This is a genomic window from Neobacillus sp. Fa239 (assembly GCF_055395235.1).
In genome coordinates this window covers 888,064-910,095 of record NZ_AP041611.1, presented here as the reverse complement: position 1 = coordinate 910,095, position 22,032 = coordinate 888,064, and the positions used below count along the sequence as shown (strand labels likewise).

Sequence of the window (22,032 nt, the reverse complement as noted above, 5' to 3'; positions counted from 1 at the left end):
TGATATACCTCATTAAAAGACCTTGAAGCAACTAAGGCTCCAAGGTCTTTTTGTTAAGAGGAATTTGTTAGGAAAAATTCCCCGGCGCCGCAAGGAATTTCTGGACAATAAACGAAGCCGCTCCAAGGGAGGCAGCATTTCTGTTCAACTGAGAAATAAGTATCTCCTGCTTTTTTGGATTATACTTTAATATCCTTTTTGAAACCGCATTCTTTATTAACTTTAAAATGATTGGATTTGCCTCAATTAAGCTGCTTCTCAAGATGATGGATTCGGGATTAAACGTATTGAAAATATTCGTTAAACCAACCCCTAAATAATAACTAAAGGTCTCCAGTTCCTTTAATGTTTCCCCATCATTTTCTAAAATCATTTTATTGACCGTTTCTACAGTCAAGTCCCCGCGGTTTTTTATTCCCGAAAGCTTATCATAAAAAGCGCTTTCAGATGCATACAGTTCCCAGCATCCTTGGCTTCCGCAGACGCATTTCTTTCCATTAAATTCAATCGTCATATGTCCCATCTCGCCTGAAAATCCATCAGAGCCGCGGTAAAGTTCATTATTTACAATAATCCCTAGACCAATACCAGCTCCTATACTAACATAAATACTGCTCTTTAAATTCTTCATTGTACCATACAATTTTTCACCAAATGCACCTGCATTTGCCTCATTATCAATGAAAACAGGACAATTAAAATGCCCTTCCAGCAATTTTTTTAAATTAACTTCCTCCCAGTTCGAATGAGGAGTATATAAAACGGTTTCATTTTTTATAAGAAAACCATGTACCCCCAACCCAATTCCAATAATACCATACGGAGATTCGGGTGCATGATTGGCTACTAGCTCAATTCTTTCAATCAAGGTTGATTGAAGCGCTTTCAATGAATGGTATTCAAATCTGAAGTAATCAGAAAATATCTTATTTCCTTCTAAATCAATTAAAACAGTGGAAATATAATTGACGCCAAGCTCGACGCCAATAGCAAAACCGGCATTTTTATTAAAAACAAGCAAAATAGGTTTACGCCCACCGTTTGATACCCCTGTCCCAATTTCGGAAACCAGATGTTTTTCTATTAATGAATTCGTTTGCAAAGAAACAGTTCCTTTGGCAAGATCAGTTAATTCCGAAAGCTTAGCTCTCGAGATCGGGTAATGTTTAATAATCGTATTTAAAATAACCTTTTGGTTATAAATTTTTATAGAAGTTTGTTCTACAGAATTCACTTATTCCCCACCTTTTTACTATTGTTTATCTATTAAACTAACAAACAATAAATATATTTTTAAATTATTGTACTGCACAAATTTTAATAAAATAAAATATTGTTACAATTAAAAAGATATGATACTATTTATTTATTAGTTAGTTTGTACAATAAACTAACAAACCGTGTATATGCTTAACATTTTTTTACTATTAAGTGTAAAGATCATTCCAAAATGTATGCGCTTAATATTTTTTTACTATTAAGTGTAGCCGTATTCAGACAAAGATCATTCCAATAAGTGAGGTGAAAAAGTACAAACGATAATGACTATTAGTGGATTCATCTCCTTCCAGTTGATGGCACTATTTTTTGGCCTTCAAGGTTCCATGATTACTCGCAGGAAATGACACCCAAAAGTGGTATTGCTACCGAGTTTCAAGAACAAACTACCTGATATGGTTCACCATCCCGAACGGAGTTTAATCGCTCTCGAAAAGGCGGAGGATAAACTTATGCTTCAACCTATACTTCCAATAGAGGGAGCTTACTTATTAGAGAAGTCTTTGAGCTTTTGCCCAATTAACTAAATGGACTCATTTTACAAAAATTCCAAAAAGGAGATTTATGCACATGAGCGTAAACGCACAAAACATTCAACAAGAAGAGTATCGTAAGCTCAGCCTTACTGAACGTATCGGTTACGGTCTTGGGGACTTTGCCCAAAACCTCGTATTTGGTACAGTCGGAGGATTCCTGGCTCTCTATTTGACTACCGTCAATGCCATCGGTACGGCAGCAGCCGGGTTCATCTTCTTATTTGTCCGTATCGTCAACGTATTCTGGGATCCGATGGTCGGTACCTACGTCGATAAACATACATTCAAGAACGGTAAATATCGTCCTTGGCTTCTTATTGCAGGTATTCCACTGGTGATCTTGGCAGCGATGCTCTTTGTTCCAATTCCAGCAATTCGAGGTTCAGTTCCTATAGCCTTTATCACTTACTTCCTGCTCGACTTGATTTATTCCGTCGTCAACATTCCTTATGGTTCGCTTAATGCTTCACTCACACGTGACCCTGAATCCGTGGCTAAAATCACAACTACTCGTATGATGCTGGCTAACATTGCTAACCTATTGGTTTACACACTGTTCCCAATGTTTGTCCAAATGACGGCACCAAAAGGCCGTTCATTCAAAGACACAGGTTTCTTCGGTCTCAAGCTCAACATGGGTACTTATACGGATCCGTCTGCAGGTCACGCTTGGTTTGGGGTTTACATGGTTTACATGGTGCTCGGCGCTATCGCTTTGTTCTTCTGTTACCGTCTCACAAAAGAACACGTGGTCGCAACTGCGGAACAATCTGCAAAAGTGAGAGCTACCGACCTGTTCGTTGAATTGAAGAACAACAAACCACTCGTTATTCTTGGTTTCTTCTTCATGCTAGCATTCACTTTCATGTTCTTCATGAACACAGTGAATGGCTTCTTTAACCAATACACGGTCAACCACTCGGACTGGATGGGTGCCATAGGTCTAATCGCTTCCATCCCTGGAATCGCCTTCCCAGTCTTCTGGCCAAAATTAAGGAAAGTCTTTGGTAAAAAGGGATTCTTCTATTTCTTCCTTGGTATGTTTGTTGTGGGTGAAATCCTTACTTGGATATGGTCTTTAAATGGCATGCACGATTCACTCTTCCTTGCCTATGTTTCAACCTTTATCAAACAATGGGGTCTCACTTCAGCAACAGGTTTCATGTGGGCACTCGTACCTGAAGTTGTCTCTTATGGTGAAATGAAGTCCGGCAAACGTAATGCTGCGATCATCAACGCTATCATGGGTCTGTTCTTCAAGATTGGTTTCACTCTTGGTGGTGCGATTCCCCTTTGGTTCCTTGCTGCCTTCGGTTTCAATGGAAATGCTGCAAAGCAAACAGCAAGTGCTCTTTCCGGTATCAATATAACAGCTATCTGGATTCCAGCAGCGCTTGCGATCGTATCGATGATTGTTATGGCTCTTTATCCACTTTCTGATAAAGACGTCAAAGATATCAATAAGCAACTTGATGCTTCTCGTGCCGAAGCAAAAGCCAGCTGAATTAGTTATTAGCATAAAAAAGGGGATGCATCTTAAAGTGCATCCCCTTTTTTTACGCTCTTTGAATCCAATTTTACATGACCACTATCTAAAGTACTTTAATTCCCGAAAGCTTCACCATAAGATCGTCATACTCTTTTCTTTCCATATTTTTGAAAGATTGGGCCTCTAAATGATTAAATTTCTCTGCCAGCCAGTAGGCCGTTAAATAAAGGGATAATTTTTTTTTGGCTATTTCCTCCGGCAAATTACTTTCAACATTTTGTGATGATATAACTTTGTAAGCAAACTTTTCAGGATTAATTTTCATTTTTTTATCCTTTTTATCCATGATAACACTCCTCTCCTAAACTTAGTTTGTTCATTAATCTAACTATTCTGGTTTTATCTTTCTTCTTTTTAACAATTAATATTCATTATTAATGAAAAACTTTTACAAAAAACCTTGGAAGCCATAGATGCCCCCAAGGTCTAATGTGGAAAGTACAAACTGAAATCTGAATTACTTTCTAAACTCTCTCAATTGTTCATTAAGAGCCTTTGTTTGTGTGTAAACATCCTGATAAAGGGAGAACAACTTTTTATAAATTTCAACATTTTCTTTAATAGGATAATAGGTTTTGGCAATTTGAATAAATTTTTCTGCACATTCCTTTAAAGAAGTGAACCAGCCGCATCCGTAAGCAGCTAACATCGCAGCACCCATTCCCGGCCCCTGTTCACTTGCAAGTTTTTCAATTTTTGCATCAAAAATATCGGCTTGCATTTGCAGCCAAGTATCATTTTTTGCACCTCCGCCAATGGAAACAATTGAATCAATTTTTTTATCATTGTTTCTAAAAATTTCAATCGTTTCATTTAAGGAAAACGTGATTCCTTCGAGAACAGAACGGGAAAAGTGCTTCCTTTCATGGGAGGCATCGATGCCAATGAAACTTGCGCGAATATTTGAATCCGCATACGGTGTTCGTTCCCCAACTAAATATGGAGTAAATAACAAGCCATTTGCCCCTGGAGGTACCATATCGACACCTTCTAAAAACTCATTAAATGCTTCTTCTTTAGCAAATGTATCTTTAAACCAGCTTAGACTATATCCTGCAGCCAGGGTTACACCCATCGTATAGTAGGTATTTTCTTCACTATGGTTAAAATAATGAACCTTACCATCAAAATCGAGATCATTTCTTGTTTCATAGGAAAGAATGACACCAGATGTACCTACACTGCATAACGTTTTACCTTCTGCCAATATACCTGCACCGATTGCACCGCAGGCATTATCAGCTCCACCAGCAAACACTTTTGTTGCTTCAGACAATCCAGTACTCTTAGCAAAGTCAGTAGAAATGGTACCTACACACGCATGCGATTCAACTAACGGCGGACAAAGTTCTAGTGAAAGACCAAACCGATCTAAGATTTCAGTGCTCCACTCCCGCGTAGCTACATTAAGCATAAGGGTTCCTGCAGCATCTGAGTACTCCATATGGATATTACCTGTGATCCGATAACGTAAATAATCTTTTGGCAGCATGAATACCTTGGATTGTTCAAAGTTCTTTGGCTCATACTTTTTAACCCAAAGAATCTTTGGTAAAGTAAATCCTTCCAATGCCGGGTTCTTTGTTATCTCCAATAACCGTTCCCTGCCAACAACATCATAAATTTGCTGACATTGTTCGGTTGTGCGTGTGTCGTTCCATAAAATTGCATTTCTTAATACTTGATGATTTTGATCTAATAATACAAGGCCATGCATCTGCCCAGAAAAACTGATCCCCTCAATATCGTTAATATCGCCCTGGAAACCATTAATAAGTTCAGCAAGCCCTTCGGTCGTTCTTGACACCCATTCTTCCGGATCCTGCTCACTATAGCCCGATTTTTCAATGATTAAAGGGTAAGATTTTGATACTTCCTGGCAAACTTCACCGTTTTGATTCACAAGCAAGATTTTGACTGCACTTGTACCAAGGTCAATTCCAATTACATATTTCATCTTTTTTATCATCCCTTTTCTATAAAAAGGTGCTGGAATCAAACCACCTCCAGCACCTTTTTTACGATATTCTATTTATTAAACACGAACACTAGAAAGTGTTTCAAGCAAATATTGGTTAATTAACGCTTTAAGGCGCTCTGTTTTACCGGATTTATTTTTGATTTCAGTTAAACCTAAGGCATATTGTTCCAACTCGTAGAAGTTTGTTGTACCTTCAACGATTTTCTTTCCGATACCTTGAGTATAGCTGCTGTAGCGGTCTTCAATGAAGCTATCAAGAACTTTATCTTCGATAAGTTTGTTAGCAACCTTTAATCCGATAGCGAAAGCATCCATTCCTGCGATATGGCCCTCAAACAAGTCTTCAGGTTCAAATGATCCTCTTCTTACTTTTGCGTCGAAGTTTAATCCGCCTTTTCCAAGACCGTCATTTTTCAAAATTTCATACATTGCTAGAGTAGTAGAATAAAGGTCTGTTGGGAATTCATCTGTATCCCATCCTAGTAATGCATCACCTTGGTTGGCATCAACTGAACCTAACATTCCATTGATACGAGCTGTTCTTAATTCATGCTCAAATGTATGGCCTGCAAGAGTAGCATGGTTTGCTTCAATATTAAACTTAAAGTAATCTTGTAAATCATATTTTTGCAAGAATGCTAATCCTGTTGCAACATCAAAATCATATTGGTGCTTTGTAGGCTCTTTTGGTTTAGGCTCGATTAAGAATGGTCCATCGAAGCCGATTTCTTTTGCATAATCTACTGCCATATGGAAGAAGCGTCCTAAATTGTCCATCTCTAATTTCATATCTGTATTTAACAATGTTTCATAACCTTCACGGCCGCCCCAGAATACATAGTTTTCTGCACCAAGTTCTTTTGCAACTTCCAAACCTTTTTTCACTTTCGCTGCAGAATAAGCAAATACATCAGCATTGCAAGAAGTAGCTGCACCATGTGTATAACGTGGATTTGTAAACATGTTGGCAGTATTCCATAATAGCTTTGTCTTGCTTGTTTTCATGTATTCTTTAATCATTGCTACAATGACATCTAAGTTATCATTTGATTCTTTTAATGTGCTTCCCTCTGGAGCAATATCAAAATCATGGAAACAGAAGAAAGGAACATCGAGCTTTTCAAAGAATTCAAAAGCTGCCTCAACACGTGCTTTTGCTAAATCCATGCCTTTTAAATGACCCCATGGACGAATGGCTGTTCCTACTCCAAATGGATCTGTTCCATCTGCATTAAACGTGTGCCAGTAAGCTACTGAAAAGCGAAGCAGCTCCTCCATTGTTTTACCATTTACTTTTTCTTGTGGATTATAGTATTTATAAGCTAAAGGATTTTTAGAATCTGCACCTTCATACTTTATCTTGTTTACATTTTCAAAGTAAGCCATTTTCATATCCTCCTGTAATATATCTTTTTCTTCAAGACATTTTTAGACTCTTTAACTTGTTTACGTTTTCATTATATCATCGCACACTTTGTTTGTCTATTAAATAAACTAATTTTCTTTTATAATTTATTATGAAAAATTCAGTCACCATTCGGACTGCTAATTGTAATTATTTAACAATATATACTTTTATGATATTATCCTTATTAGGATAATTAAAAATAGACTGCTTATGGGCCCGTTTAAATAACATATAATCTTTGTATATCAAACAAACTTATTTCATGATACTATTATGACATTATAATAATTGAAAGGAGGCGACTTATATGCAGCCATTAACATGGAACCAACAAGTGGTTAAAAAAAATAACAAGTCACTCGTTTTAAATATGGTTATGGAACATGATCCTATATCCCGAGCCGATATTGCCCAATCTACCGGTCTAAATAAAGCAACCGTTTCTTCTTTAATAAATGAATTATTAGAAGAAGAACTTGTTTATGAATCGGGCGCTGGTGAATCCAGCGGAGGTAGGCGTCCGGTCATTCTTTATTTTAACAGGGCTGCCGGTTTTTCAATTGGCATAGATATTGGTGTTAATTATATTTTATGTGTTTTAACCAATTTAAAAGGTGAAATTGTAATTGAAAAAAGTGAACAAATCATTGATTCAGATTATTCTGTCGTAATTGAGCAGGTTAAAAAGATGATTCGTGCCATTATGAATATAATGCCTTACAGCAAATATGGCATTGTTGGTCTTGCAATTGGCGTTCCAGGCATTGTTGATAAAGAAGGGAACGTACTCCGTGCACCAAACTTAGGCTGGAAGAATATCAACATAAAAGAAGATATAGAAGCTGAATTTAATGTTCCCGTATGTGTTGAAAACGAAGCAAATGCAGGAGCATACGGCGAAAAACAATTTGGTGCCGGTCAAAATTCAGAAAACCTCCTCTATGTTAGTGCCGGCATTGGAATCGGTGTGGGCATAATCTTAAATGGACAGCTGTATAAAGGCGAAAGTGGGTTTTCTGGAGAAATGGGACATATGATTATCAACATAAATGGAAAACCGTGTAGATGCGGAAGCAAAGGATGTTGGGAAGTGTACGCTTCTGAAAATGCTCTATTGTCGATGGCCAATCAGGAAAATGTAACCCTAGAATCCTTAATTCAATTAGCTGAAGAAAATGATCAAAATACGATTAGGCTTTTTGAGGAAATTGGACATTACCTTGGCTATGGTATAAACAATATTATTAATAGCTTTAATCCTAGACAAGTGATCATTGGAAATCGGCTTGCAAAGGCACAAAAGTGGATTGAGCCAGCCATTTTAAATACGGTTCAATCCTCTACTTTATCATATAATCAGACTAATTTTGAACTTCTCTTTTCAAAACTTTCTACCTACTCAACAGCGTTAGGTGCAGCTGCTTTTGCGATTGAAAACTTTATCAAAAATGGGGTAAACGAATTGTAGCCCTAATAACAAATGCCCGCTCCACATCGGAGCGGGCATTTGTTATCAACATATACTTATAATTCTTTATAATAGATTTTCCGTAAGATGAGCCAAACGAGTGTTTAAAGGTTCTTTGGTCCCACAACATATTGAATAAATAATTATGGGTGTCTTTCCAAGCACCGGCATGGAGTTTGACATCTGATTAAATAAGCCAAAACTTCCCGTCGGCGTATGTCAGGCACGGTGCCCAAACTCCTCCAGAATTAGGATTCCCTTTCATATCGATAAAAGTTTAGTGTAACAAGCAAAAAAGCTGCCGAAGCAGCTAATTTTTGAAAAAAATCCTTTTAAAGAATCTATTCATTAATAATCTTTAATGCCGAATTTAATCCGTCAACAACCCTGTCACACCAATTGTTAAATTCCTCATCTGGTATTTGTAGTTCAGGATGAGCTAATATGTATTCGACAGTATGCCTAATTCCTTGGTCAAATCGGGTCGTTGCAACAAATTCGGGAACAAGTCTTTTTAATTTAGAATTATCGAAAACGACAGAATTCGCCTTATCTCCTAATAATCCACCCCTGTAATCCTCCTTACTGCATGCGTCCAAAAATTCCGAAGACACATGGACCGCGTTGAGTTTTACTCCGAGTGCATTTGCGATTGCTTCGTAAATTTGATTCCAGGTAAGACTTTCATCTGAAGTGATTTGAACAGACTCACCAATTGCATGGATATTCCCCATTAAGCCAATAAACCCTTTAGCAAAATCACTATTGTGTGTCATCGTCCACAAGGATGTACCGTCACCATGAATGATAACGGGTTTATTCTCCAGCATTCGTTTTGCTACCTGCCAAGAGCCCTTGCTTCCATGTACTCCAAGTGGAATGGAACGTTCATCATAGGTGTGACTTGGTCTTACAATCGTAATCGGAAAACCTTCCTCCCGATAAAGTTTCTGCAAATACTCTTCACAGGCAATCTTATTTCTCGAATATTGCCAATATGGATTTGATAATGGCGTTCCTTCTGTAATTCGATAGTCGGACAAAGGAGTTTGGTATGCAGAAGCAGAGCTAATAAAAATAAATTGTTTCGTTTTCCCCTTAAATAAGCGATAATCTCTCTCAAGCTGTGCCGTTTCAAACGCGATGAAATCAGCAACGACATCAAACTCTAAATCTTCTATCAGTCTGGATACACGGTCTTCATCATTAATATCAGCTTGAAGCAAGTTTACCCCTTCTGGAAATCGGTGCTTCCGATTCCCCCTATTCAGCAGATAGATCTCACATCCCTTTTCTACTAGCTGCTTCGCAATGGCAGAACTAATCGTTCCCGTTCCTCCAATAAATAACGCTTTCATATTCCACCTCCACCAATCTTAAAGAAATTCATTGAAATTATACCTAAACTAGTCAGCTATTGATAGAAAATCTACCAATAGCTGACTCTTTGTTTTTGCTAAAAAAACTCCTTTTAATGCTAATTCCATTTATTTCCCAAAAGAATTCATTCTAGTTTATTACGTATTAAATTAAAGGTTGAATAGCTTAAACCATATCCAAATAGATAGGAGATTGGGCCGCTAAAATACATAGATCTACGGCCAGGATATTGGGATTCACTTTAGCAACTTGATAAATTAATGAAGCCTGTGCTCCAGGAAGTTTGAGGTCTGGACGGTCCCCGGCTTCACTTGCAGTACTATCGTCAGTTCCACCATAATTGTTTTAACTTTTACAATTATTAATTTACTAAAAATTAATTCGTTTGTCCATTAGATAAACTAAGTTTTTTAAAAATTTTATCAAATTTTGATTTTAAATCTTTTCGAGGATACTCCATTTCTATTTAGCTTTCTTTTAAGATATCATTTTATATTTTCCCCCAACACTTTCCATCTCATGGAGGACTTATAAATGTGCTTAGAAATCGTACTTATATTGAAATAATAGTATAATGATTTTTGAGGTGAATAGACATTGGATTTTCATTTAAATTCAGACCAAAAAGTAGAAAAAGCAATTGAAGAAGAAAATAAAGGAATAAATACAACTAGCAGACAAAGATCAGAAATGGAACCTGAAGAAAAAGGATTAAAACAATGGATTATGGGATGGAAACAGAATAAAGCAGATGAAGAGGACGAAACGGGAATATCCCCATCCAGAACCAGATTATCAAATAAGAAAAAGAAAGCGGGAAAGTTCCCTGTAAAACTAGTCTTTAAAATATTGGTAGTTGCAGCCGTTTGTTGCAACCTCATATTCATTTGGAACTTTATGAAAAGTCCTATTAGTACGTTTTATCATACAGTATTCGTAATGGGGATATGTTCATGTATTAATTTTATGGCAGTTTGGATTCTGTTTTATAAAAGTTCGTTTAAGAGATTTTATCTGTCCATTTTTGCCATTATAGGATCGCTGGGCTATTATTTATACGTAAATTACACGAATCACTCCTTTTTGGGTAATAATATCATCACTTCGGTGCTTGTAATGATATCAGCATTGATGGTCATTAATCCTAAAGTAAATTATTATCTAAAAAGCTTCGTGCTTTTGTTAATACCTATTATTGGAATATATTTAAGTAATAATCAATTTGCACTTGTTTGGGCCTTAATGATGAGTGCGGGATTGGTTCTGTTATTTAGGGTTTCTAAATCAAAAGCAAAAACAAAACCGATCAAAAAAGAAGGGCGAACAAAAAGAAGCCAAAAGCAACCCGCTTAAAGTTGTACAAATAACTTACTAATAACTTGGAGGAAATACCTTGGATATTTTAAAAATTATCAAATCACGTCGTAATATAAAAATCTTCAAGCCAGATGCTGTTGACCCTGAAAAGCTTCAATTATGGCTGCAAGCCGCCGCCATGGCTCCTAATCATCGAATGACAGAACCTTGGGAAATTTATATGGTCGGTCCAGAGACAAGAGCAAAGTTAAATCATAAAACAAACTTTGGTAATGCTCCGGTTGTGATAGCAGTATTGTCTAAGCACGGTGCGACTGATATTGAAACAGATGAAAATGCCCTTGCTACAGCATGCTTCGTTCAAAACTTCAATTTAGCTGCTTGGGCAGAAGGCGTGGGTACTTTCTGGTCTTCTATGGGGGGGAATCCGAGAAATCGTGAAATTCTTGGTGTTCCGGATGGTTATGATGTAATTGGAGTTTTTGGTGTGGGTTATCCGGATACGATTCCAGGACCAAAGCAACGTACACCAATCCAAAATAAATTAAAGCAACTTTCGTAGTATTAACTTTTCTAATCACCAAATGATAATAAGCCAGATTGGACATGGAACATGTTTCAAAATCATATTAATACAATGAAGCAAAAAAACAACGAAGAGAAAATTCTTCGTTGTTTTTTCAAATTATTGAATTAGACCCTAGTCATTCTAACTGCCATGTACTGTTTTCCCGGAAGCTCAATTCGGAATTTTCCTTCATAGCTGCCTTCCAGTTCTTGAATGGTCATATTCCATGTATCAATTACTTCCACTTTATATTTGGTCCCCGGCTTCATCCGATATTCTCTGTATCGAGGCTGGTTAAAACCATAGTAGTATAAATAATATTCATCAGGAATTCCCGCTGCAGGAGCATCCCATGCCAATTGCATAGGATTCAATCCTTCTTCTGGACCTTCTTCCATAATGCGCCTTAAGAAAGCGATGCGTTCTGGACTGCTTCCATGCAGTTTGCCTCCTTTAGACCACCATAAAACCTCTTCAGAATTTAAATAGGTTTCCCCGTGGCCAACATATCCACCACGTAAGGCGCCTTCCCAGAATCGGCGTGTCATTTCTTCACCAGTTATGTTGCCCCAGCCCTGATCAATATCTCCTTCGTAGGCACATTCGTCGATTACGATCGGTTTGTTCCATTGTTTCCGCCACTCATCTGTAGCTTCTGCCGTCTTGTATACATCAATGCGCTGGACACTGCAATGAGTGATCCATGGCCGGGTGTAATCATAAAATTGCAAACAGTTGTGGATAGAGATTAAATGATCATAAGGATCATTTTCCGTAACAACTTTAGCAAATCGTTCCCAGTCATCGATTTCCTTCGACCACATTAAATCATACTCGTTTGCCAGAGACCACCAAACATTTCGGTAGGCGGAAAGACGGGCAACGATGTATCGCAAATAGCGGTCGTCTTCGCTCTTTTTCATATCAGCAAATCCCCAGCGATCATACGGGTGGAACAGGATCAAATCCGCTTCGATTCCACGGTCCCTTAGTTCGATAATTCTTTGCTCCAAATGTTGAAAAAACAATGGATTGAATCGCGCAAAATCCCAACCTTCCTCGATTGATCCCTCAAACGCGTAATAAGAAGGTTCGTTCGTATTGAAAAGATAGGATTTCGGAAACACACACATACGCATTTTGTTGAAAGGAGAAGTCTCTAGCGTTTCCAGCGTTTGCTTAATCAAACTTTCCTCTTGATGGACCCATGCATAACAAGTCGTGCCTACTGGAATATGCTTTGTTCCGTCCTCATAAGCAAAATGAAAAGTATTTTTGACACGAACCGGACCATGGTTCCCTTCCAATGCTGCAGTACATTCGAATTGACCTTCTATGCCATCAAGTGATCTGGCAGAGCTCTTCGTCCGGAATGTCCACTTGCCTTCAGTGTCAGGCATAAATCGGATTCGATACACTCCTTCGCCGTCATAGAAGCCAAGTGTCTCGATCTTTTGGTCCTCAAACTTAAATTCTGCACGGAGTGCTACATCAACAAAAGGGTTTCCCTTATCAGGACCTTGCAATTCCAGCTCGAAAACGCCCCACTTTTCCGCTTGTTTAGGAAAAGTAACAGCTGCTGAACCTTTGACAACGGATTCGTCTTCATAGTCAGCTTTCGGTGCTATCTCAACGATGTCATCCGTTTCCTCTTGAACATTTGCCAAATCTTTCTGAAGAGCTGCTAACATTTCGGGTGTCACGTTTAATCCCGGGATCATAGAAGTAAGCCGCTCTAAATCCGCTAACCTAATAAAGGTGCCCAGACTAGGATCAAGCATCAAATCATAAAGTTGCGGAATATGATTCATCAAAATGCTTCTAGCTTCTTTATTCGGTAATACCCTGCCTAATCTCGTTTTTTCTGTAAATTCCAATTTGGTATCCTCCAGCCGGTAGAATTGTTTAATTTACTAAAACACCATGTACGGACTGCTTCCATCCTTGGTAATATTTTTCTCTTACATCATTCTTCATCAAGGACTTATATAATTCGTGTTCCTGATTAAGTTTATTGATTTCATCTGTGGATTTCCAAATTCCGATTCCTAAACCAGCTAAATAAACGGAGCCCATCGATGATAATTCGGACACTTCTGATGCGATCACATCGATCGCTAACATATCTGCTTGAAATTGCATCAAGAAGCGGTTGCTTGTTGCTCCTCCATCCACTTTTACACTCTTAATCGGAATATTGGCTTCAGATTCCATCAGTTCCATAACATCTTTAACCTGATAGGCAATGCTCTCTAATGCTGCACGGACAATGTGGGGTTTTCCTGTATTTCGGCTCATGCCCATGATGGCGGCACGGGAATACGGTTTCCAATATGGTGCTCCCAAACCGACAAATGCTGGAACAAGATAGACACCCTGATTATCTGAAATTGAACGGGCCAGCTCTTCAGCCTCACCAATTTCATCAATCAATTCGAGCTGATCTTTCAGCCATTTAATCGTATCACCAGTGCTATTAATAATCCCTTCCAGCGCATAGCTTACTTTACCATTCAAGCCCCATGCAATGGAAGTGACTAAACCATTCGTGCCATCTACCATTTCACCGGTTTGCATTAAGACAGAAGTCCCTGTCCCATATGTTGCTTTCGCCATTCCCGGCTCAAAGCATTTCTGGCCAAATAAAGCACCCTGCGAATCTCCAATTACCCCTGAGATCGGGATCTGTGGTAAAGGGAGAGCAGGATCTTCTATCGAACCAAAGAGTTCATTGGAATCTTTTACTTCTGGAAGCATTTCTCCTGGTATATCAAATAGTTTCAATAACTCCTCATCCCACTGAAGAGTATGGATATTAAATAGAAGAGTCCGGCTTGCATTGGAATAATCGGTTGCATGAACCCTTCCGCCTGTTAATTTCCAAATTAGCCAGCTATCAATTGTCCCCAATAAGAGCTTGCCTTCCTTGGCTCTCTCTTTGGCACCGTCAATATGATCCAAAATCCATTTCACCTTGGAAGCAGAAAAATAGGGATCTGCCTTTAACCCGGTTTTTGATTGGATCAGATTTTCAAAGCCTTGTTCTTTCAGCTCTTGGCAACTATCAGATGTTCTTCGACATTGCCAAACAATTGCATTGTAAACCGGAAGTCCGGTTTCTTTATCCCAAACCAGTACGGTTTCTCTCTGATTTGTAATCGCTAGTACAGCCAAATCATCTGCCGCGACGGCAGATGATTGAACCATATCTATCAACAGAGTTTTAACATTTTCATAAATTTCAACAGGGTCATGCTCTACCCATCCCGGTTGAGGATAATATTGTGTATGAGCTAATGAAGTTTTATGAATGATCTTACCTCTTACATCAACCAGTAATGCTTTTGTACCAGACGTACTCTGGTCAATCGCAAGGATATACTTCTCTTTTTTCATAAGATCACCTCATCATTTTCCGACCATTTGAATGGCAACCTTCTTTACATTCTCTACACTTAGCCCATAGTAATCAAAGACTTCCGCTGTTTTACCTGCAACTGCTGGCTCGTCTGGAATACCAAGAATCTTGACAGGAACTGGGCAGCTTTGTGAAACAACCTCAGCTACTGCCGATCCTAAACCGCCATAAATGCTATGTTCTTCGATGGTGATAATTCTTGCAGTTTCCTCAGCAGATTTTACGATCGCTTCCTTATCTAAAGGTTTAATCGTATGCATATTGATGACTCGGCAATCGATCCCTTCCTGTTGAAGAGCTTCTGCTGAATCCAACGCAATTCTGACAGTCTCCCCTGCTGCAATAATGGTAATATCCGTACCTTCTTTCAATGTAACGGCTTTACCGATTTGAAAATCATAGTCTTCAGATACATAGGAATCTTCTACTGGATTGCGGCCAATTCGAAGATAAACCGGTCGATCATACTCAACTAATGCTTCGATCATTTTTTTTGCCTCATGACGATCCGCCGGCATCATAACATCCAAACCAGGAATCGCACGGGTTACAGCAAGATCTTGCAATGAATGGTGGGACATTCCAAGCGCACCATAACTAACCCCGCCGCTTATGCCGATTAGCTTTACATTTGTATTGGAGTATGCCACATCAACTTTAATTTGTTCTATACTTCTCATACTTAAGAAACAGGCAGGTGAGGCAACAAATGGTTTTTTACCAGAAGCCGCCAAGCCTGAAGCGATCCCAACTAAATTTTGCTCGGCAATTCCCACCTCGACGATTTGTTCTGGTAATTCCTTGCCAAAATTCACAAGGGATGCCGATCCTCTGGAGTCACTGGTTAATACGATAATATCTCTATTTTCTTTAGCCAGTTCTAATAACGTCTCACTGATGGCTTGACGATTAGCGATCTTGTTTCCTTTTACACTTTTTAGGGCAACATTACTCATTGGAGCACCTCCAGTTGCATCGAAAGTTCTTTCATTGCTAATTCAAATTCTTCTTTACTAGGTACGTGATGATGCCATTTTGCTACATTTTCAGCAAAAGAAATTCCCTTGCCTTTGACTGTATTTGCAACAATAAGAGTTGGTTTACCTACCACTTTTGGAGTTCCTTCCAAAACATTTACCAACTGTTCCACATCATTTCCATCTACCTCGACAACTTCCCAGCCAAAAGCTCTCCACTTATCCCCAAATGGTTCAAGGGACATAACATCTTCGGTACCACCTGTTATTTGCAATTTATTGCGATCAATGATGGCAACTAAATTATCCAGTTTGTAATGTGAAGCAGCCATCGCCCCTTCCCAAACCGATCCTTCTGCCTGTTCCCCGTCTCCCATTAAGGTATAGACGCGATACGATTTGCCATCCATTTTGGCGGCCATGGCCATACCAACTGCGATTGGTAACCCATGTCCCAAGGCGCCTGTATTCATTTCAACACCAGGCACTTTATTGTTGGGGTGACCTATTAATCTAGTATTAAATTGAGAGAATGTTTTTAATTCCTCTTTCGGGAAGAAGCCCTTGTCTGCTAATATTGCCCAGTACGATTCAACTGAATGTCCTTTACTCTGGACATACCGATCACGGTCTTCCCATTTCGGATTCTTTGGATCGACAATCATAATATGATAGTACAGAACCGTTAAAATATCGGTATTGGATAGAGATCCTCCTGTATGGCCTGTACCCGCTTCATAGATCATTTTTAGCAGTTCCATTCGAATTTCTGTTGCTTTTCGTTTTAGAAATTCAATTTTGTCCATCCTATTTACCCCCATCTTATTTATTAAGATCGCTTCCACGAAGCCATGCTCTAATTTCACTTTCTGTTGGATCGACTGGATCTGGATTCAGACCAGGAATATATTCGCAAGCCTCAAACAGAGCAGGGATCACATTTGCATGGACACCTACTGAATGGTGAATATACGGACCTTTTACTAATTTTTCTTCCCATAATGGCCAGTCATTTACTTCTACCCAAACATATGAACCTCTGGTGAACGGCCCTTCAATCCCCTTTGCTTTTCCAAGGAAGATGGAATATTCGCCATGGTCCCCGTCAAAACGGGCAAGTGTCATTTGTCCACCCTTAATTTCCCCTTCATGTGTTCCCGGTGAATGATCATCAAATAAGAAATGTTTATTTAACTTTGGCTTTTCTTCCACACTTAGTGAGACTGGGAAATTTCCGCAGTGGAATAATAACTCACCATTCGGATTTTCAGGATGGCGAACAGTGATATCGGCAAAAAACGTTGGCTGAGTATTCATGGTAGCTGCTTGAACCATAATCGATGTAATCGCACCATGTATGTCGGTTTCACATGTTACCGGGATTTGTTCGTCAGTTAGAATCGCATTCGCCAAACATGGCATAATGCCGATAATATCCTGCAAGGTTGACCAGCATTGAATTGCAATCGCCGTACTACTTGTATCTGCAGCCAGTTGTTTCATCGCTACTTTCAATGAAGCGATTCGTCGAACATCCTGTTCTGTCACACTGCTCCAATCGAGCTTTTCTTTGATATAGCCAATGGCTTGATCTAATTCCGGGCTGTCTGATTTTTCGATTTTGAATGTTGCTTTTTTCAACTCATCAAGCGTGATTGGATGAATTTGGATGCCAAATGTCTCTAATAATTCCCCTTCATTGCAGATTACCGACCAAAAATCTGAAGGCCTAGTGGAAATTTGCAAGATTCTTAGATTATTAAATTGTTTAACAACATTGGCTGCAGCGATGAAATTCTTAAATCCTCTTTCAAAAACAGGACTGTCTACACTGCTATTCGTAATGTATGTAAACTTGACATTAAACCTTCTTAACACTTTACCTGTTGCAAAAATTCCGCATTGTGTATCGCGAAGGCGCATTCCATCTTCCAGCGGAGCCTCATCTCTTGGTCCCCAAAGTAAAACCGGTTTGCCGATCGCTTTTGCTACACGGGCAACGATATCTTCCGTACCAAAATTACAGTGCGGGAAAAATAATGCATCCACTTCTGCGTCTCTAAAGCGTTTAATAATTGCAGGCTCTTCTAAGCGTTCATGGAGCAAACCTTCTTCGTTAATCCCTTCTAAATCAACAATTTCTATTTCCAAACCAAAGCTTTCAATTTTTTCTCTGATTAAATTTTTAAACTTTAGTGCATCTTCTTTACTAAAAACAAATCTGCGTGTTGGAGCAAATCCAAGCTTAAACTTTTCCATTTCCTATGCCCTCCTATTGTTGAAAACTATATCAACTAAACTTATTTAGTTATTTTTATTCCTCCGAGTTAATAATAGCAACTATTAAATTATCAGTCAATTAATTTTATAAATATTTTTAGTTAGTTTAGTTATGAGAAAAACTTAGATAACTCAGGTTTATTCATCTTCAAATGCTTATGTTTGCTAAATTTATTCATAAACATCTAAAAAAAATTAATTCCACATTCACTAAACTGTAACTAAACTAAACTGTTTTATGCTATAATTGAGTAAATTAAATTTATATAACGAAAAAGTGTTATTTATCGTATGGGTAGGTGTTAGTAATTTATGAAAATAGATGATATTGCAAAATTGGCCAATGTCTCAAAATCTGCAGTTTCTTTGGCTTTGAATGGAAAAATTGGGGTAAGTCAAAAAACGCGTGAAAAGGTTTTGCGAATCGCTCAAGAACATGGATACATTCCGCGTCCTATTATTAAAGCAGATCAATATTTGCAGCCAAATACAAAACTATTGAGATTTGTTGCTTGTACAAATGCAGGTATTGTAACGGAACAATATGAGTCGCTTCCTTTTTTTATGGAGTTAATTCATAATCTGGACAAACATATCGGCACTAGCGGTTATTCCCTTATGGTTTCCTCTATCAGCATCGAAAATCTTCAGGAGGAGATTTCCAGGCTCGAACAAGAACAAAAGTCTGCAGGTATATTACTGCTGGGTACCAACTTAACGCCGGAGCAAATTAATCTAGTCGCAGATTTACAGCCAAATTTAGTGGTCCTGGATACTTGTTTTGAAACATTAAATGTTAATTTCGTCGTGATGAACAATCTATTTGGTGCCTACCAGGCTGGGCAATATTTAATGGAGTTAGGTCACCATCATATTGGTTATGTAGGTTCGAATACGAGAATGTATAATTTCGACATGAGAAAAAAGGGTTTTTTACAGGCGCTTACTGAAAAGGACTTAAAAATTGCCGATTCGGATGACTTTTCTGTATCCCCTACAGTGATTTCATCACAGGATGCTTTTAAAGAAAAAATCAAAAATCGTCTTGACCAGCTGCCCACAGCATTATTTTGTGAGGCTGATTATATGGCGATTAGCGTGATTAAGTCCCTAACCGAATTAGGTGTGAAAGTACCGGAAGACATTTCTGTCATCGGTTTTGATAATATCTTTGAATCACAAGTAATCACTCCTGAATTAACAACCATCCATGTAAAAAAGGACAGAATTGCCTTACTTGCCGTTGAAAAACTCATTAAACAGCTTGAAAATAATGACTCGGATAAGATTAAATTATTTGTTGATACAGAGCTGATTGAAAGGAATTCATGTGCGGTAAGAAAAGAGACAAGCCAGGAAGGATATAATTAAAAGTTAATGCTTAATTCTGAAGCAGACGGAACGGAAGATCATAAGCATAGAAACCCACGGATTCGTGGGTTTCTTTTATACATATTTTAAAGTTCACTTAAAAAATAATTATTTAATCTCAGTAATTCTAAGCGCAATATAAGGTTTTCCAGGGAGTTTAATCTTACTTTCATGGTTATAAGTTCCCTCTAACGGAGTAATCGTCATCTCCCAAGTGTCAATTAACTCCACCTTATAATTTTTCCCTTGAGGAAGCGGCAGGATTTTAAATGAAGGTCTACTGTCACCAAAATAGGTTAAAATGTACTCGTCCCCCATTTTCCCTGCAGCTACATCCCAATCATAGTAAACCGGAATCAGTCTTTTTGAAGCACCTTCCTCTATGATTCTTCTTAAAAAGCTAATCCGGTCAGGGCTATCACCATGGAGTTCCCCGCCATGTGACCACCAGATAATTCCTTCCGGGTGCATATAGGTTTCCCCATGAGTTACATATCCGCCGCGGCACACACCTTCCCAGAATAATTGAACCATTTTTTGAGCGGTAATATTCCCCCAACCATGATTGATGTTTCCTTCATAGCGGCATTCATCATTAATGATGGGTTTGCGGTAGGTTTCCCGCCATTCAGGAATGAAGTAATTATCATGATGTTGAATGCTCACATGTGTGACCCATGGCTTATTATGGTCGTACCAATGATTATTGTTTCGATAATGAATTTGCGGGTTATGCCAGTTATGAATCGATCTTAAATGCTGATAAGGGTCCTTCTCCTGAATAATCTGAAAGAAACGATCCCAATCCGCCATTTTTTTCGTTTTTAAATAGTCGTTCAACAAGTCATATTCGTTCGCAAGTGACCACCAGATATTTCGGAAAGATCCTAAACGTGCTACAACATATTTAAGGTATCGATCATCTCCATCGGGACCTAAATCAGAAAATCCCCATCGATCATATGGATGGAATAAAATTAAATCCGCTTCAATCCCTAGTTCATTTAACTCATTAATTTGTTTTTCTAATTTTGCAAAAAATGCTGGATTAAATTGAGAAAAATCAAAGCCTTCCGCTTTGGAACCAACAAATGGGAATTCAGCTGGTTCGTGAAGGTTATAATCATAGTGCTTAGGAAAGACACACATCCGAATTTTATTAAATGGAGCAGTTTTAAGCGTTTCCAATGTCTTCCTTTCCAGCTTTTCCCCTTGATGATTCCAGACGTAAGCGGTCGTTCCAAATGGATAATAGGGTTTTCCATCCGCATACTCAAAATGTGCTTGCGAACTGACTCTTACTGGTCCATGGTTATCGCTTCCAGGTTCGATACATGTGAAAGAACCGAGTTTTTCATTAAGTACAGCGTGATTACTTATTGTTGTATAACTCCACTTACCTATCTGGTCTGGCATAAAACGGACTTTATACTGTCCATCACCGTCATAGAATCCATCTACTTGTATGGATCTATTTTCATAAGAAAATACTGCTTTTATTTCAATATCAATAAATGGATTCCCTTCCTTTGGACCTTCGAGAACGAGCTCAAAGCGCCCCCAACGCTCGACTTCCTTATTACCATAATTTTCGGTCATTGGTGTTTCCTCCTATTAAAAAAAAAATAATCTTCCGTCTCTTAAAAAACTAAACTATTAAACACCCTATCCCTTAACCGATCCAGCCATTCCAGAGACGAAATATTTTTGGAAAATAAGGTAGATGATTAATTGCGGAATGACAGAAATCATAACCCCTGCATTCAGCAAAGTATAGTCGGTATTGTGTTCACCCTGAAAAGAAAGTAACCCGGTAGTAAGTGTTCTCATCGAATCATCTGTAATAAAAATTTGAGCCAATACAAATTCATTCCAGGTGCTAATAAAGTCCAAAATCATTAATGTTGCTAAAGCTGGTAATGCCAGCGGAAGAATAATTTTAATAAACTTCATCCAATCCCCGCATCCATCGATTTCCGCTGCCTCATCCAATGCCTTTGGAATGGTTCGGAAAAAACCTCGTAAAATTAAAATTCCAAATGGAACACCAAACCCAATATAGATGATCATAATCCCTAAATAGGTGTTAGTTAAATGAAGTCTGCTTAGAATCATATTTAATGGTACAAGAGTTGCTTGGATTGGAACCATCATCCCAACAAGAAAAAATGCAAAAATTAAATTACTTCTTTTTAATGCCATACGGGTTAATGCATAGGCAGCCAATGCCTCAACGACAATCCCAATCGGAACTTTGACCAATGAGATTATCAAACTGTTCATAAAATATGGTTTAATTTGCGCCCAGGCATTGAGATAATTTTCCCAATTATAATGTTTGGGCAATGTAAGCCAGGAATTACTTACAAGTTCACTATTGTTTTTTAATGATGTAGCTGCGATAAAAACGATTGGAATTAGGAAAATGACAACCAATACAATTAAGAACGCATATAGCAAAAATGGAGTTAGCAATCGCCTTTGTTGGTACATGTTCTATT

General features: G+C 38.3%; 17 protein-coding genes and 1 pseudogene. 5 read left to right on the top strand and 13 right to left on the bottom strand.

The window, feature by feature from the left end:
* Nucleotides 1-67 precede the first annotated feature (67 nt).
* Nucleotides 68-1,234 (bottom strand): ROK family protein, encoded by a 1,167-nt coding sequence (locus tag ACZ5XR_RS04250; RefSeq protein WP_464500440.1) that lies wholly within the window; start codon nucleotides 1,232-1,234, stop codon nucleotides 68-70.
* Between the two features lie 614 nt (nucleotides 1,235-1,848).
* Here ACZ5XR_RS04250 and ACZ5XR_RS04245 point away from each other — a divergent pair.
* On the top strand, nucleotides 1,849-3,318 hold the full coding sequence (locus ACZ5XR_RS04245) for an MFS transporter (protein ID WP_464500439.1): 1,470 nt from the start codon (nucleotides 1,849-1,851) through the stop codon (nucleotides 3,316-3,318).
* 88 nt (nucleotides 3,319-3,406) lie between these two features.
* Here the strand turns inward: ACZ5XR_RS04245 and ACZ5XR_RS04240 are convergent, their stop codons facing one another.
* From ACZ5XR_RS04240 to xylA, 3 genes are all read right to left on the bottom strand, one after another.
* Entirely contained in the window at nucleotides 3,407-3,649 is a 243-nt protein-coding gene (locus tag ACZ5XR_RS04240; protein WP_464500438.1) for a hypothetical protein, read from the bottom strand.
* A 171-nt stretch (nucleotides 3,650-3,820) separates the two neighbouring features.
* The gene (gene xylB / locus ACZ5XR_RS04235; protein WP_464500437.1) at nucleotides 3,821-5,320 is read right to left on the bottom strand and encodes a xylulokinase; all 1,500 of its coding nucleotides are present in this window, start codon (nucleotides 5,318-5,320) and stop codon (nucleotides 3,821-3,823) included.
* Nucleotides 5,321-5,398: 78 nt separating this feature from the next.
* The gene (gene xylA / locus ACZ5XR_RS04230; protein WP_464500436.1) at nucleotides 5,399-6,730 is read right to left on the bottom strand and encodes a xylose isomerase; all 1,332 of its coding nucleotides are present in this window, start codon (nucleotides 6,728-6,730) and stop codon (nucleotides 5,399-5,401) included.
* A 329-nt stretch (nucleotides 6,731-7,059) separates the two neighbouring features.
* Between xylA and ACZ5XR_RS04225 the strand changes: the two genes are divergently transcribed.
* Nucleotides 7,060-8,220, top strand: a complete 1,161-nt coding sequence (locus ACZ5XR_RS04225) for an ROK family protein (protein WP_464500435.1) — start codon at nucleotides 7,060-7,062, stop codon at nucleotides 8,218-8,220.
* Nucleotides 8,221-8,311: 91 nt separating this feature from the next.
* Here ACZ5XR_RS04225 and ACZ5XR_RS04220 read toward each other — a convergent pair.
* Nucleotides 8,312-8,491 (bottom strand): annotated as a pseudogene (locus tag ACZ5XR_RS04220) (glycoside hydrolase 43 family protein); the annotation flags it as partial.
* 70 nt (nucleotides 8,492-8,561) lie between these two features.
* Nucleotides 8,562-9,578 carry an SDR family oxidoreductase gene (locus ACZ5XR_RS04215; RefSeq protein ID WP_464500434.1) on the bottom strand — a complete coding sequence of 339 codons (1,017 nt, stop codon included), beginning with the start codon at nucleotides 9,576-9,578 and terminating at the stop codon, nucleotides 8,562-8,564.
* Between the two features lie 619 nt (nucleotides 9,579-10,197).
* Here ACZ5XR_RS04215 and ACZ5XR_RS04210 point away from each other — a divergent pair.
* Nucleotides 10,198-10,953: a hypothetical protein gene (locus tag ACZ5XR_RS04210; RefSeq protein WP_464500433.1), complete on the top strand. Its 756-nt coding sequence runs from the start codon at nucleotides 10,198-10,200 to the stop codon at nucleotides 10,951-10,953.
* Nucleotides 10,954-10,993: 40 nt separating this feature from the next.
* The gene (locus tag ACZ5XR_RS04205) at nucleotides 10,994-11,479 is read left to right on the top strand and encodes a nitroreductase family protein (protein ID WP_464500432.1); all 486 of its coding nucleotides are present in this window, start codon (nucleotides 10,994-10,996) and stop codon (nucleotides 11,477-11,479) included.
* A gap of 131 nt (nucleotides 11,480-11,610) precedes the next feature.
* On the opposite strand, the gene ACZ5XR_RS04200 is transcribed toward ACZ5XR_RS04205, so the two are convergent.
* The 5 genes from ACZ5XR_RS04200 to ACZ5XR_RS04180 are packed head-to-tail and all read right to left on the bottom strand — an operon-like array spanning nucleotide 11,611 to nucleotide 18,139.
* Entirely contained in the window at nucleotides 11,611-13,362 is a 1,752-nt protein-coding gene (locus ACZ5XR_RS04200) for a DUF5605 domain-containing protein (protein ID WP_464500431.1), read from the bottom strand.
* Between the two features lie 28 nt (nucleotides 13,363-13,390).
* The gene (gene glpK / locus ACZ5XR_RS04195; RefSeq protein WP_464500430.1) at nucleotides 13,391-14,881 is read right to left on the bottom strand and encodes a glycerol kinase GlpK; all 1,491 of its coding nucleotides are present in this window, start codon (nucleotides 14,879-14,881) and stop codon (nucleotides 13,391-13,393) included.
* 12 nt (nucleotides 14,882-14,893) lie between these two features.
* Nucleotides 14,894-15,859 carry a transketolase family protein gene (locus ACZ5XR_RS04190; protein WP_464500429.1) on the bottom strand — a complete coding sequence of 322 codons (966 nt, stop codon included), beginning with the start codon at nucleotides 15,857-15,859 and terminating at the stop codon, nucleotides 14,894-14,896.
* Nucleotides 15,856-16,686 carry a transketolase gene (locus ACZ5XR_RS04185; RefSeq protein ID WP_464500428.1) on the bottom strand — a complete coding sequence of 277 codons (831 nt, stop codon included), beginning with the start codon at nucleotides 16,684-16,686 and terminating at the stop codon, nucleotides 15,856-15,858. The genes ACZ5XR_RS04190 and ACZ5XR_RS04185 overlap by 4 nt, the downstream gene beginning before the upstream one ends.
* A gap of 16 nt (nucleotides 16,687-16,702) precedes the next feature.
* On the bottom strand, nucleotides 16,703-18,139 hold the full coding sequence (locus ACZ5XR_RS04180; RefSeq protein ID WP_464500427.1) for an L-fucose/L-arabinose isomerase family protein: 1,437 nt from the start codon (nucleotides 18,137-18,139) through the stop codon (nucleotides 16,703-16,705).
* Nucleotides 18,140-18,472: 333 nt separating this feature from the next.
* Between ACZ5XR_RS04180 and ACZ5XR_RS04175 the strand changes: the two genes are divergently transcribed.
* Entirely contained in the window at nucleotides 18,473-19,531 is a 1,059-nt protein-coding gene (locus ACZ5XR_RS04175) for a LacI family DNA-binding transcriptional regulator (protein WP_464500426.1), read from the top strand.
* Between the two features lie 108 nt (nucleotides 19,532-19,639).
* On the opposite strand, the gene ACZ5XR_RS04170 is transcribed toward ACZ5XR_RS04175, so the two are convergent.
* On the bottom strand, nucleotides 19,640-21,130 hold the full coding sequence (locus tag ACZ5XR_RS04170; protein ID WP_464500425.1) for a DUF5605 domain-containing protein: 1,491 nt from the start codon (nucleotides 21,128-21,130) through the stop codon (nucleotides 19,640-19,642).
* 66 nt (nucleotides 21,131-21,196) lie between these two features.
* Complete coding sequence (locus ACZ5XR_RS04165) at nucleotides 21,197-22,024, bottom strand: carbohydrate ABC transporter permease (protein WP_464500424.1); 828 nt, start codon at nucleotides 22,022-22,024, stop codon at nucleotides 21,197-21,199.
* Nucleotides 22,025-22,032: the final 8 nt, after the last annotated feature.

Bases quoted from the DNA above. Each gene is read 5' to 3' on its own strand.
- ACZ5XR_RS04245 (WP_464500439.1), top strand. From the start codon at position 1,849: ATGAGCGTAAACGCACAAAACATTCAACAAGAAGAGTATCGTAAGCTC.
- ACZ5XR_RS04240 (WP_464500438.1), bottom strand. From the start codon at position 3,649: ATGGATAAAAAGGATAAAAAAATGAAAATTAATCCTGAAAAGTTTGCT.
- xylB (WP_464500437.1), bottom strand. From the start codon at position 5,320: ATGAAATATGTAATTGGAATTGACCTTGGTACAAGTGCAGTCAAAATC.
- xylA (WP_464500436.1), bottom strand. From the start codon at position 6,730: ATGGCTTACTTTGAAAATGTAAACAAGATAAAGTATGAAGGTGCAGAT.
- ACZ5XR_RS04225 (WP_464500435.1), top strand. From the start codon at position 7,060: ATGCAGCCATTAACATGGAACCAACAAGTGGTTAAAAAAAATAACAAG.
- ACZ5XR_RS04215 (WP_464500434.1), bottom strand. From the start codon at position 9,578: ATGAAAGCGTTATTTATTGGAGGAACGGGAACGATTAGTTCTGCCATT.
- glpK (WP_464500430.1), bottom strand. From the start codon at position 14,881: ATGAAAAAAGAGAAGTATATCCTTGCGATTGACCAGAGTACGTCTGGT.
- ACZ5XR_RS04190 (WP_464500429.1), bottom strand. From the start codon at position 15,859: ATGAGTAATGTTGCCCTAAAAAGTGTAAAAGGAAACAAGATCGCTAAT.
- ACZ5XR_RS04185 (WP_464500428.1), bottom strand. From the start codon at position 16,686: ATGGACAAAATTGAATTTCTAAAACGAAAAGCAACAGAAATTCGAATG.
- ACZ5XR_RS04180 (WP_464500427.1), bottom strand. From the start codon at position 18,139: ATGGAAAAGTTTAAGCTTGGATTTGCTCCAACACGCAGATTTGTTTTT.
- ACZ5XR_RS04175 (WP_464500426.1), top strand. From the start codon at position 18,473: ATGAAAATAGATGATATTGCAAAATTGGCCAATGTCTCAAAATCTGCA.
- ACZ5XR_RS04170 (WP_464500425.1), bottom strand. From the start codon at position 21,130: ATGACCGAAAATTATGGTAATAAGGAAGTCGAGCGTTGGGGGCGCTTT.
- ACZ5XR_RS04165 (WP_464500424.1), bottom strand. From the start codon at position 22,024: ATGTACCAACAAAGGCGATTGCTAACTCCATTTTTGCTATATGCGTTC.